Origin of the sequence: Xenorhabdus santafensis, from assembly GCF_033949405.1 — a bacterium.
In the GTDB taxonomy this organism is placed as follows: domain Bacteria; phylum Pseudomonadota; class Gammaproteobacteria; order Enterobacterales; family Enterobacteriaceae; genus Xenorhabdus; species Xenorhabdus santafensis.
In genome coordinates, this window is sequence record NZ_VCDN01000063.1 from 14,078 (window position 1) to 27,018 (window position 12,941).

The following is a 12,941-nucleotide window of genomic DNA, read 5'->3' on the forward strand; positions in this document are numbered from 1 at the left end:
AAATCCAATTCCTCACGAGCTAGTTTATAGTTCATGCTGTAACTTAATAATTTTATGGCCCGATATTAATTTCCTGTTTTATCAAAAATCTAAATTCCTAGCTGCATTCTTCAGACGTTCATCCCCACGGCGGTCATATTTTTGTGTGGTGATGATACTGGAATGGCCCATTGCATCTTTAACGGTCACAATATCTTCACCATTGTCCAGCATGGCTGATGCAAATGTTCGACGCAAATCATGCGGAGCAAATTTTTCCAGCTCACTCTCTATTCTGCGAATTTCAAGAATATGATAAATCGCCTGATCTGTCAGGCGATTATCTGTAACATCATCATGACGGCGAATACGAGTAAACAGTGGACCGGCATGATCACCGCGCACTTCATCTATCCAACGGTTCAATCGTTCCCAAGTTCCTTCCGGCATATAAGACAAACGCTCTTTATTACCTTTCCCCATAACTCTTAATGCTTGTTCGCGGCGAATAATATGCTTCATATCCAAAGCGACAATTTCCGCTCGCCGCAATCCACAGCCGAGAAGTACACCAATGATAGCGGCGTCTCGCACGCCTTTTGTACTGACATCATTTTCACAGGTAAAAAATAAGGTTTTTATTTCATAACGTTCGAGCGCCCTGCCTTTTGGTAAACGGTTTCCTCTGACAGAACGGACTTGTTTGATATGTTGAAAGTTGTCGGTATCGAGTTGTTTCATTGTCCATGCTTCCAACGCAACACCTTTCAATGCAGAAAGATAAGTGTTGATTGTCGCCGGTGCTTTTCCTGAATCTGCAAGCATTTCCATAACCGCTTGGATATGGTGGCGACGTATAGCTCCCCAAATACACACTTGTAAATTTTGATACCCGAGCATCTTTGCCACGATATTCAAAAACGATTTCATGGTCTGGCGGCTACGTTTTGAGCCAAGGCTCACCAGATAAGCAACTGCCGGATTGTCATATATTTGTTTTCCCGGCGTGGACAAAGACATCAACTCGCCCGTTTTTTGCCGATGCTTCGGAGAAACGATCAGTGATTTTTTCTCGTTATCATTTTCGTGATTATTGTTATTTTGGTTGTGGTGGTTCACTTTGCCTCCTGACTTCAATGTCTACAACTCCCCGAAAACATATCTCACCGATAGACGATACCCACATTGCCTATTTTTAACTCAAATTTAAAGCACTTAAATGATTGCTCTCTGTAAAAAGTGAGAGTGTTTACTCACACCATTTTATTTCGTTAACCTTACTTTTTCAAATGTATCTTTTAATAAGTAGAGAAAATAATGTTTAAAAAACAATGAGGTATAAATTTGTGAGAACAACAAAGTTTATCCATAAGAGATTAAATAGAAACAAGGAGTTACCCATCAATGACATAAATGTCTGTAAGGCTAAATCTGGTTCAGGTTATTTTTTTGCTTCAATTCGTTACTACAGATCAAAGCTACATTCAAAAACCATAAGGTAATTTTGGTCTGCTCTGGTTAAAATGTCTTAATTGTTATGTTTACTCTTCATGTTGTTCCGCCTATGCTCCCAAGTTAATTTATTCACTTATGATTTGGAGCTCTCACTATGCATATCATTCTTGCGCCGACGAATCTTGGATTAAGCCCTTTATGGGAGGGACATATACCGGGAACATGGCGGGCTCCACAAGTACTGATGGAACATGGGTTAGCTGAAAGATTGCAAGCAAATGCGGTGAGCGAATTGCTAAAGCCAAATTATTTAATTGAGCCGCAAATGGGTACGCGTATACGTAATGGTTATGGTATTCGTGATTTTAATCTACAGTTGGCGGCGACAGTAGCTAAGGTACAAAAACATGGCGACTTTCCGCTCATTATTGGCGGGGACTGCTCAATTTTATTAGGCGCATTGGCGGGTTCTCGTCGAATTGGTCCAATATCACTTATCCATATTGATGGGCACAGTGATTATCGCCACCCAGGTAATTACGATACACAACAGATGTTAGGCGCGGTAGCGGGAATGGATTTAGCTTTGGCAACAGGCCGTGGTGAGGCATTACTAACAGATTGGCCGGATATAGAAAGTCCATTAGTGCCAGAACAACAGGCACTCCAACTAGGCGAACGCGAGAATCAAGATGCTGATTTTGCTTGGCCTGATATTAGCCAAACCGCTATTTCACTAATTGATGTTTTTACGGCAAACTCGATAGGTGAAAAAGGGATCATTAACAAAATCGAACAAATGTTAGCTGTTCAACCAACATGGCGTTTTTGGATACATCTCGACGTTGACGTCCTAGACCAAACTGTCATGCCAGCAGTTGATTCACCCGGTAGCCCGGGGATTGAACCTAGTTGGCTAAAAGATATTGGTGCTAAATTACTCAACAACCCATTATGCTGCGGCATGACAGTTTCTGTTTTCGATCCTGATCTAGACCCCGATGGCTGTTATGCAGAGCTGATTGTTGAGATTCTGGAAGGAATGTTTCTATTCCGTAATTAACTCATTATTTCATGCAATAAGGTTAGTGCAAATCCCCCTTCTATCATAATGGTAGGATGAAACATTCCAACGGCGACATATTCAATCCCTTAGCTTCTACGAAAAATTGGCCATGTGGGAAACTATCCTCTCACTTTTTCCTTAATCAAAACAAAATTTGAAAGTCTTAGCTTATTTGAATCCCTTTCCAAAAAAAGAAAACATCAATGACACAACGTCATTGACTGAATGTCATTAATAAATTATTAATATCGTAGCTCAGCTGTTTTGCATTCAGTCTAAAAACCACAAACCAATTATGCATATGATTTAAAACAACTTTTATTCAGCTTTAGAGCATGTTGTTACGCCGCATGCCGAAATCGTGGAGAGTGTTTAACATGAACAATCATTATGATGTTGTTGTTATAGGGGCCGGCATTTCTGGAATTAGCGCAGCTTACCACTTAAAGAAGCACCGTCCCAATACCTCATTCATCATGTTAGAGGGGCGCAATACCATTGGAGGGACATGGAGCCAGTTCCGTTATCCGGGAATTCGTTCTGATTCTGATATGCCCTCTTTTGGTTTTGGTTTCAAACCATGGACACATAAAAGAGCTATTGCCGATGCCGATACCATTTATAGCTATCTACAAGATACAATTGAAGATAATGGCATTGATGAACATATTCGTTTGGGATATCGCGCGATTAAAGCGGCTTTTTCATCTAAAGACGGAATGTGGTTGATTACAGCTGAACATGTAGACACTGAGACGCTATATACATTTAAAGCGCGTTTTTTACTACTTAATACAGGCTATTACGATTATAAGCATGCATACACACCGAAATTTGAAGGGAGTGAAAATTTCAACGGCAAAATCATCCATCCCCAACATTGGCCGAAAGATTTAGACTATACAGATAAACGTGTTGTTGTTATCGGTAGTGGTGCAACCGCCGTCACCCTGATTCCATCAATGGCAGCTACAGCAAAACATGTCACCATGTTGCAACGCTCACCAACCTATATGATTTCTGTGCCTGCTATTGATTCCACTGCAGGTTTACTGAATAAACTTCTTGGATATCAACGTGCTTATCCAATTATTCGTAAAAAAAATATTTTATTTAATCGGGGGTTATATAAGGCCTGTCGCCGTTTCCCCAAAATCATGCGAAAACTGCTGATTGCAGGTGTACGCCGGAGACTTCCAAAAAATTTTGATGTTGAGACCCATTTTACGCCTCGTTATAACCCATGGGATGAACGTTTATGTATAGTGCCCGATGGCGATATATTCAAGGCTATTTCGGCAGGCCAGGCATCCGTTGTCACTGATCGTATCCGACAATTTACTGAAAAAGGTATTTTATTAGAATCAGGCAAGGTATTAGACGCAGATATTATTGTAACCGCAACCGGGCTTAATATGCTCGCCTTTAGCCAAATCGAATTATCAGTGGATGAGCGCCCTATTCACTTTCCTGATACAACAATATTTAAATCAATGATGCTTTCAGATGTACCTAATTTGGCTTTTGCTTTGGGTTATACCAATAACTCGTGGACTTTAAAGGTTGATTTAGTCTGGGAGCATTTTTGCCGGATACTGGATCATATGGATAAGCTGGGTTACAGCAAGTTTGAACCCATTATTCGGAAAAAGTATATGAAACGTGTTCCTTTCACTGCTCTAAGCTCGGGGTATATGCAACGAGGACTTGTTCAATTTCCCCAAGCCGGAACAGAAGAACCTTGGACTATTCAACAAGCTTATGAACATGATCTAGAAAGGTTACGCTATGGCCCGGTGACTGATAATGAATTAATTTTCAGTACAATTAAATCTTCAGATAAACAGACTCTTTAAAAATTGCTCCACGTGTTTTATTTGCTAAGCCCTTAAGTGAAGCCGGAATTGATACCTTCGTTTTTGATTGCTGGAGGTTTGGGGGCTCAGGGGGATACTTCGACAAGATGTTTCTTACCGACGTCAACGGGAAGATTATCATGCCGCTGTAATTACTGTACGTAAACCACCCAAATTTGATCGTTCCGGCTATATTATTTGTTCATAGTGATGGGGCACAAGCTTATTAGTTTGAAAGGCAACTATACATCTCAGGTATATGCCCCTATTTTTATTGATTTTTGGGGAATTATGGCAATAAACCAGCAAGTATTATCTCTTCTGCTATGCCCTAATCTTTGATAATCATCGGCGGACGCCGGGTTTTATCTAAAAGCAGGCAAGTAACATCAGGCCGAGAATAATGCCCAACAGGATCTGCAACCGCTTTTGCCAATGTAATATCACTTAAATCGATATTTGCATATAGCAGCCCTTCTTCATCGGGAGGCAGAGGCTTTGCAAGCTGTTTGCCATCCGGGCCGTAAATACAAGCATAACCTCCGCCTTTTTCAAGCAAAGATCGGTGCACTTCGGTTTGGCACATCAAATCAATCATTTCTTGTGAAACCAGACCACAGGCCCCGACAAAAAAACACTGGCCTTCTAATGCATATACGTTGCTGACCGCTGTATTCATTTCACCGGATAAAGCGTGAACACGTCCTTTATATACAGAAAAACTAGGCCAAGAACCAATATGTATCTGTTCATTTTGAGCAAACATGGCGTATTTGGATAGAGGCTGGAGATGTTCCCAACAATTTAACGCACCAACTTTACCAAGATCCGTTTCTATCACATTTAAACTGCTGCCATCACCTTCGCCAAAAAGTGCTCTTTCAACATGAGTTGGTTTCAGTTTTCTTCGGGTCAACAACGTCTTACCAGTCTGATCAATAATAGACTGGGAGATATAAAGGCTGCCGTGGTCTTTTTCACTGAAACCAAGCACGACCATGATATTATTGTCAGCGGCGGCGCGCTCAATTCTTTGATATTGTTGGCTATTAATAACCAGTGAATTGTCATGGTATTGTTTGATAAATTGCATGCCCCACAAAGGGGAATCCAGCCATATGAACCACGGATAACCGGGGATCCAGGTTTCAGGAAATGCAATCAATTTAGCGCCATGATTGGCAGCTGACGCTATCAGGGAAATGGTTTTTTCGATAGTTGCATTTATATCGAGAAAGATAGGCGCGGCTTGAACTGCCGCGACCCGAAATGTTTGTATCGTCATAATAGATTGTTTCCTTGATACAAAAATCATTAATAGCGAGCAACTGCCTGAATAATTAGGTGAAAAGTCACTCAATGCACGGAAATTCTCCCATTTGCCTACGCAGTGTATTTAGCCAAATCATCAGGCGTTATTTTATCGGATACATGATTTTTATTAATAGACAACACTATTTCCCCATGTAATCCATCCAATACATTCTCACCTATTTGTTTTATTGACAAAATTGCAGCTCCGTTTTTAACACCAGAAAAGACCCCATCATCTTCATTTTTAAGTCTGTTGATCTCCCTTGGAGAATACATATCATTAGCCATGATTTTTTTAGAAATATTTTCAGGGAAATAGAGTTGGCCTACAAAATAAAATTTATCATCTTGTCTTTTTTGTACATTAGCTTTCCTTGCAGATACGTGAATGTGTATAGCCCTTCCAGCATAAAATCCTGGAAATATAGTGGTAAATCTGACGATACCTTCTTTGTCTGTTCTCTGTGCCCCACGAAGGAATGTGCTTTCATCAGTTCTTGAAATTGTTCCTATCCCATCTGTTGGTGCCTCTAGATCTGGGTTTATGTATTTCCAGCCTGAGTATTTTCCCATTGCATTACAATGCCATATGTCAATAAAAACATCATTTAATGGCTTGCATGTAACAGAATCAATTATTTTCATTGTTAATAAAAGAGGTATTCCTGGCTCTTCTTCGGTTATATTTCTTCTCAGTAATTTATTATTAATAAAATATGGCCCTGACATCTCCTCCGGAGCCATTTCACAAACGCCTATATCAAAACCACTCTTTTTATTTGGTTGACTCGATGTAGAAGCAATAGCTCCAGTCGGCACCAAAGGTAATAATGAAAACATTGCGCCAGTAACACTTGCCTGTTTCAGAAAACGCCTTCTTTCATTTTTCATAGAACAGTTCCTTATATAATATGCAGTAAAATAATATACTGTATGTACTAATTTTAATATTCGGCAAGTGTAACCGTTCGCGTTTGAAATATGACACTGATATCTAACCATATGACAATCAATATTTATAACGTAAGTAATAAAAAAACAGTGAACTATCTCGACAAAAAAGATTTCAAAAGCTAGACATTTGGTCGTCAGGAAGGCGATTCTGCGTTATTTGAATCTTTCAGAATAAAAATTATTAAATAGCACATATAACGCAATACTACTGGGTTTTAATTTTCTATTTTAAGTAGTTTAAAAAACAAAAATCATTGGGGTAAATGGATAACTAACTGAGGAAATTAATAATGCAATTTTCTGATTATATTAATTCATCTGTAACTACACTATTAAATGCCCTTGAACAGAAAAAAATCACATCTCTTAAACTCATTGAATATGCGATTGAACGTATAAATATGCTGGATAAAACCGGTTCTGCGCTAAATGCCATTACATGGTTATTTGAAGATGAGGCAAAAAAAGCCGCGATCCAGAGTGATATAAAACGTTCCAAAGGTATTTCTGCCGGAAAGTTGGAAGGAATCCCAGTTCTGATTAAAGACAATATTGAAGTGGCGGGTTGGCCAACTACCGCAGGCTCTGTTGCTCTTCAAGGAATTATTGCAAAGCAAGATGCTCCAATCGTCGCCACGTTAAGGGAAGAAGGTGCGATACTATTGGGTAAAACGGCGATGCATGAACTTGCAGCAGGTATTACCGGCGCTTCATCTCTATCGGGGTTTACACAGAATGCTTGGGTTCCTGGTTATTCTCCCGGTGGCTCAAGTAGTGGATCAGCAGTTGCAGTCGCGGCCGGTTATGTTCCGCTCGCAATAGGAACGGATACAGCCGGTTCAATACGTATAATGATATTAATATCCTCGCATATCCTGTGATCCGCCACTCTCCAGTAAAAATTGGGCAGCAACAAATATTGGAGAATAATGCTTTCCTTTCTCCCGTTACTGGCGCTCCGGCATTGAGCATTCCTGTTGGATTTACACCTAATGGTTTTCCGGTTGGAATGGAGTTACTGGCTCTAAAAAATAAAGAAAACCTACTTATTAAAGCAGCATCTATTTTCCCGGATAGCCATTCTATCTTATTGTAGATGTTTAAAGATACACACGGATATCGTGATGTTGCATGCAATAAAAAAGATCTTCAATTCGAAGATCTTTTATAGAAAGCTAAAAATCAGTTATCGCAATGCCCTTCTTTTGCGAGACGGACATCTGGCTTAGAAATCACCCTTTTCCCTTCTTGCTCTGTTGATACGCTCAATTTGGCTCCACCAACAAAAACGCCCATCTTGATGGATTGTCTTATAAAGTAATTTTTCCCGGCTTCAGTGAAAAGATATATTTCATTAGGCGAAAATTCGGATTCAGTTGCTATTTTATGGTTTTGATTACCTGACACTTGCGTGTAGAAAAATGTTTTGTCCACTGTTTCACCGAGGCATTTATCATCAATATAAATATCTTTTTTCAATGCCTTGCCAGCAAAACTGTCACGATAGATATACAAACCAGATTTACTTTCTTCTGGTGCTGAGAAACTTTTAACTTGTGCTGATTCTTGTTCGGAAGCAAGAGGTATGCTGGCACAACCACTAAGAAACAAGGCACTTAAAAGAGAAATGGGTAAAATTAACTTTTTGATATTCATAATAAAAATGCAGCCTTTTTTTTATAAAAAACAGGAACAAGAAAATTTTAAGTGGCTTTATACAGCAATTTAACAATTTTTGCTATTTTCCTTTTTTAAACATATTCAGGCTGGCACTGCATGATATTTTGCATTGGACTGAATCTTTACAACCGGGTTAAAAAACATCAGATTTTTGATGTTCAAAAGCTGCTTTCAATAATTCGATGCATTCTTGTGCACCTCGTTTTAATATTTCCCCTTTCAAACAAACAACATGAATTGGCAACACCAACCCATTTTGCAAATTACGAAATTTTAAACGCTTTAACTTACCCGTTGATAATTGATTCTGAATTAACGAATAAGGTAAATTTCCCCATCCCAGCCCCGCTTCCACTAAGCCTAATGCCATAGAAAAGTTATCCGTACGCCAAAATTTTGTACCTACCTGAGCGCGAACATCACTGAGATTATGGTGATGGCTGGCAATGATAATCTGACGAGCTTGTACCAGATCTTCAAAATAGAGAGGGGTTTCATAGGATAATGACGGATGTTTTGCTGAAATTGTTGCAATAAGAGACTCATGCCCCAAACACTGAAACTGTTCCTGTGGATTAATATATAACCCACCGAAAACAACAGCTAATTGAATCCGACTCTGATGTAATAAGGGTAAAAGATCGTCTTGTGGAGCGGTTAAAATCTCAACATTCATCAATGGGTAACGTTGATTAATTTCTTGTAAGGCACCAAATATGCTGGAAGGATTGATATCTGTCGCTACGCCTATAGATAATGTGCTTTCCATGCCTTGAGACAGCTCCCGAGAAAAGGCATTAATCTGGCTTAACTTGTCAACAATTTCTTGTGCGTAGGGAACTAATACTTGTGCTTTTTCCGTAGGAACAGGCTCTCTATGACTTCTATCAAATAGCTCATAACCCAACTCAGCTTCTAGGTTGGCGATCCCCATACTGACCGCTGATGGCACGCGGTTTAATGCACGTGCAGCGGCAGAAAAAGAGCCCTTATCCAAAACAGTCAAAAACAATTGTAAGTTCTCACTTGAAAATGACATAACCCTCTCACCTTTCAAAAAACCTGATAGTATCTGACTTTTATTATCACTTCTATTGATTTAATTTGCCGCTATTCAAAACTGAAAAATAAGGAATTGTGTAACTATTATGCAAGGTATCAAACGTAAAATAGTTTTTATCTCTGCTTATGAGATCATTGGGATGGTGACTTCATCCTTGGGTATGGCATTTTTATCAGGAAATTCCACCAGCACTACAGCACCTCTTGCTGTGGCAATTACAACTATCGCGGTAACATGGAATTTTATTTTCAATACCTTATTTGAATACTGGGAAGCCCGTCAGATATCACGGACGCGTACATTTCGTCGTCGGATCATTCACGCTGTTTTATTTCAACTGACATTAGTCATATTTTTAATTCCGCTGATGTCTTGGTGGTTATCGATTAGCTTATTGGAAGCATTAATATTGGACATCGCATTTATTATTTATGTCCCTATATATACTTTTGTATTTAATTGGGCTTTCGATAAGATCTTTGGATTACCATCATCAGCGTTGCCACAAGAAAACACGGTAAATCAATAAATGAATTATTGAGGTTTTAAATATAGATAGCATGGCCAGCCATGAGGATTATCATTCCCTCGCCTATGGTTGGCCATACTGAGAAGCAGGAAGGTATCTTTTCTCTTAAAGCGCTTTAATTTTTTTCCATATACTATCGTCAATTGTCATGCCGTTTCGCCTGTTTTCAGCTTGCCTGCGAACCAATTCGTGACCCGGTAACCGAATGGCTGTCTCGGGATCTACCCGTTCTGCTGAGGTAATAAAATGCGTGCTCATTTTCAGTTTTTCTTCCCGGGAAGAATCATCAATCAATTTATCCACTTCAATAGCGATGAATATCTGAGAAATACCATATTCATCCCGATTATTTTGTGTAATTTCAGCGACTGATAAGCCGTTTGAAAGTAAGGCGGCCATCATATCCAGCACAATGGATAGGCCCGACCCCTTCCAATATCCCATAGGTAAAAGCCGACGAGTTTTCTCAATTATAAAAGGATCTCTGGTTAGATTTCCATCATCATCATAACCCGCCTCAACAGGGAACTGTTGCCCTGACAATAGGTTTGTTTGTAATTTTCCATAAGAAAACATTGATGTTGATATATCGAGTAAAGTAATAGGATTGCCCGGTATAGCTATAATGAGTGGGTTTGTCCCAATACGGCACTCTTTTGCTCCCCAAGGTGGCAACGCAGCCATAGAATTAGTCCAACAGATCCCGATGAATCCTTTTTCTGCCGCTTGCGAACCATAGGTGCCTCCTCTCATCCAATGATTGGTATTACGTAGTGCTACCAAACCAAGACCATATTCCTTAGCCAGTTCAATTGCTCTGTCCATCATTTCTTTAGCTGCCAAATTACCGATGGATTGCTGTGCATCCCATTGTTCAATGACACCCAAAGAGGCGACTTTCACGGGCTTAGCATCGGGAATAACGTGTCCTATATCAATTTGATGAATAAACCAAGGAAAACGGTTAACGCCATGTGAATTCACACCATATTCTGTGGTACTGGCAAACATTTCTGCACAGGCGTCTGCTGTCTCTGCTTGAACGCCCCGGGACAATAGCACTCGGGTAAGTTGTTCTTTTAATTGCTCAAAAGTAATTTTCATGCTTGCTTCCTCATTTACAATTCCATGTATTAACAATCAATTAACATATGGCAAAAATAAGAAAGAAAATATAGTAATAGACAGTATTTTGATTTTATTTACCAAAACCTAAACAGTGAGGTTCAAAACGAATAAACTGAGATCTTCATATGGGGGATGATTGATTTAAATTCATTAATGGTTCTTGAATCAAGAACATTAATTGTGAGCCATTTTCTCCCAGTAGAATGAGAGAAAATATGTATTGAAGTTTTTATGGATTGCTTTTGATAAATAATTTTTTCCCTAGGAAATCAATTAAAATCGCGTGATCTTTGATAAAATTATATCCAATCAATCCATCAAAATTTAACTGTTTAAACTCTCCGCCCATCAGAATCGCATTTATTGTGAGGTCGTTGTCCCCCGCTCCATCAAGTTTAAAAACCGATGCAACACACTCTTTATTAGTCAAAGCGTCATACACTATTTGGCAAGAAAGATGCTTTGCATCACCAGATAATCTTTCTTTCATAAAAAATGAAATTGAAGCTCCGGTATCCAAGACCATATTGTAATGCTTAGCATTTTGGGAGACTTTAACAGCAATACCTTCCTTACTTAAATTCAGTGGTAACTCAACCCAACCATCAGTGGTATTTATCTCAAAGGCTTGCAAATGATCAGCAACTGATAATTTCTGAGTTTTATAATCAATAAGGACGACTTTTTCTTTGAACAACCCTAAGCCAATAACCATATTTTCGGGAAGATTGCCTTCCACGCCAGGTTGCGTATTTATCCCGTCAGAAATGGTCATAGATGCTCCCCATGGTGTTAACGATACTCCGAAAATATTCTTAAATATCATCCCATTTATTGAAATTTGCGGAATACTAAACTTTTCATTAAAAAAAGTCTTACCTGTAATGTCGGTGGAACGCTCCTTTTCAGCGTCTATAACCAAACCTGAAATTTTTGACATAAATGCCTTGGATAAATGGAATCCACTACTTGAGCCTGTATCGATCATGAACTCTTGTTGTTTCCCATCAATATCAATCGTTGTTATTGGAAGAGATGTTTTTTTATCCAATTTAAAATCCATGTGCATGACCTTTTCAGATGCCACGGTGTTTGGGATAGTTAAAAAAGATAAGGCGATAAATACAGATATTGGAATATACCTCTTGGGTAAAAAAACCATTATGCTCTCCGATTATTTGTTTTTTATTAGCAAGCGCTTTACTTTTTCATTATATAAGATGAATTATTTATTATTGTTATCATTTTTAAAATGGGATTTAAATCACGTTAATTAAAGATATTGGCTTCCATTTTTTAAAAAGGAATCTCCCCTTGAAAATATATACCTATCCAAAAAGTAGATCCTTGAGAGTGTTATGGGCAATCGAAGAAATCGGCGTAGCTTGCGATTCAGTAAAAGTTGACCTGTTCGATCCTAATTCAGACATGAAATCCCCTCACCCACAAGGAAAAGTCCCCTTTATGACTAATGAGGATATTTCCATCAGCGAAACACTCGCGATATGTATATATCTGTGCGAGAAGTATGCCGGAGAAGCGCTTTATCCGGCAAAAATTGAAGAAAAAGCGATAGTTAATTCATGGCTGAGTTTTGCCCTTACCGATCTTGAAGCACCAGTGATGGGCCTGTTAAAGCAACTTATGTTCGTCCCTGAAAATAAACGCTCACCTGATATACTCGATTATTTCAGATCTGAAGCAACTAAAGTTGTTTCTCAGGTGAAATTGAACGGGAATGACACATGGATCGCAGGAAAAAACTTCACATTGGCAGACATATTTATGTCACATACTCTTCTGTGGGCAAAATTTGGCGGGATATCTATGGATAAAAACATCGAACATTACATCGACAGAGCAATGAATCGGCCCGCTTTTCTGATAGCCCAAGAAGGGGGTTTGCGCCCAATTCAG

13 protein-coding genes are annotated in these 12,941 nt (G+C 39.1%); 6 read left to right on the top strand and 7 right to left on the bottom strand.

Features of this window, described 5'->3' with window-relative positions; genetic code table 11:
- Positions 1-81: 81 nt before the first annotated feature.
- Positions 82-1,098, bottom strand: a complete 1,017-nt coding sequence (locus FE392_RS15180) for a tyrosine-type recombinase/integrase (RefSeq protein ID WP_439153494.1) — start codon at positions 1,096-1,098, stop codon at positions 82-84.
- A 490-nt stretch (positions 1,099-1,588) separates the two neighbouring features.
- Here FE392_RS15180 and FE392_RS15185 point away from each other — a divergent pair, with 490 nt between their 5' ends.
- Positions 1,589-2,497 (top strand): arginase family protein, encoded by a 909-nt coding sequence (locus FE392_RS15185; protein ID WP_319931061.1) that lies wholly within the window; start codon positions 1,589-1,591, stop codon positions 2,495-2,497.
- Between the two features lie 380 nt (positions 2,498-2,877).
- Positions 2,878-4,356, top strand: a complete 1,479-nt coding sequence (locus FE392_RS15190; RefSeq protein WP_319931062.1) for a flavin-containing monooxygenase — start codon at positions 2,878-2,880, stop codon at positions 4,354-4,356.
- A gap of 331 nt (positions 4,357-4,687) precedes the next feature.
- Here the strand turns inward: FE392_RS15190 and FE392_RS15195 are convergent, their stop codons facing one another.
- Positions 4,688-5,641, bottom strand: a complete 954-nt coding sequence (locus FE392_RS15195) for a carbon-nitrogen hydrolase family protein (protein WP_319931063.1) — start codon at positions 5,639-5,641, stop codon at positions 4,688-4,690.
- Positions 5,642-5,739: 98 nt separating this feature from the next.
- The gene (locus FE392_RS15200) at positions 5,740-6,561 is read right to left on the bottom strand and encodes a dioxygenase family protein (protein WP_319931064.1); all 822 of its coding nucleotides are present in this window, start codon (positions 6,559-6,561) and stop codon (positions 5,740-5,742) included.
- Positions 6,562-6,914: 353 nt separating this feature from the next.
- On the opposite strand from FE392_RS15200, the gene FE392_RS15205 reads away from it, so the two are divergent.
- Complete coding sequence (locus tag FE392_RS15205) at positions 6,915-7,505, top strand: amidase family protein (protein ID WP_319931065.1); 591 nt, start codon at positions 6,915-6,917, stop codon at positions 7,503-7,505.
- Entirely contained in the window at positions 7,502-7,720 is a 219-nt protein-coding gene (locus FE392_RS15210; protein WP_319931066.1) for a hypothetical protein, read from the top strand. Before FE392_RS15205 ends, FE392_RS15210 begins: the two co-directional genes overlap by 4 nt.
- Before the next feature lie 86 nt (positions 7,721-7,806).
- Here FE392_RS15210 and FE392_RS15215 read toward each other — a convergent pair whose 3' ends face one another.
- Together FE392_RS15215 and FE392_RS15220 are read right to left on the bottom strand one after the other, a co-directional pair.
- Positions 7,807-8,280 carry a DUF2846 domain-containing protein gene (locus FE392_RS15215; RefSeq protein WP_319931067.1) on the bottom strand — a complete coding sequence of 158 codons (474 nt, stop codon included), beginning with the start codon at positions 8,278-8,280 and terminating at the stop codon, positions 7,807-7,809.
- Between the two features lie 157 nt (positions 8,281-8,437).
- On the bottom strand, positions 8,438-9,343 hold the full coding sequence (locus FE392_RS15220; protein WP_319931068.1) for a LysR family transcriptional regulator: 906 nt from the start codon (positions 9,341-9,343) through the stop codon (positions 8,438-8,440).
- 109 nt (positions 9,344-9,452) lie between these two features.
- Between FE392_RS15220 and FE392_RS15225 the strand changes: the two genes are divergently transcribed.
- Complete coding sequence (locus tag FE392_RS15225) at positions 9,453-9,896, top strand: PACE efflux transporter (RefSeq protein ID WP_319931069.1); 444 nt, start codon at positions 9,453-9,455, stop codon at positions 9,894-9,896.
- Between the two features lie 105 nt (positions 9,897-10,001).
- On the opposite strand, the gene yiaK is transcribed toward FE392_RS15225, so the two are convergent.
- Both yiaK and FE392_RS15235 read right to left on the bottom strand, forming a co-directional pair.
- Positions 10,002-11,000: a 3-dehydro-L-gulonate 2-dehydrogenase gene (gene yiaK / locus FE392_RS15230; protein ID WP_319931070.1), complete on the bottom strand. Its 999-nt coding sequence runs from the start codon at positions 10,998-11,000 to the stop codon at positions 10,002-10,004.
- Positions 11,001-11,253: 253 nt separating this feature from the next.
- The gene (locus FE392_RS15235; protein WP_319931071.1) at positions 11,254-12,186 is read right to left on the bottom strand and encodes a pepsin/retropepsin-like aspartic protease family protein; all 933 of its coding nucleotides are present in this window, start codon (positions 12,184-12,186) and stop codon (positions 11,254-11,256) included.
- A gap of 152 nt (positions 12,187-12,338) precedes the next feature.
- Here FE392_RS15235 and FE392_RS15240 point away from each other — a divergent pair.
- The coding region (locus FE392_RS15240; RefSeq protein WP_319931072.1) for a glutathione S-transferase family protein at positions 12,339-12,941 on the top strand (603 nt) is incomplete at its 3' end.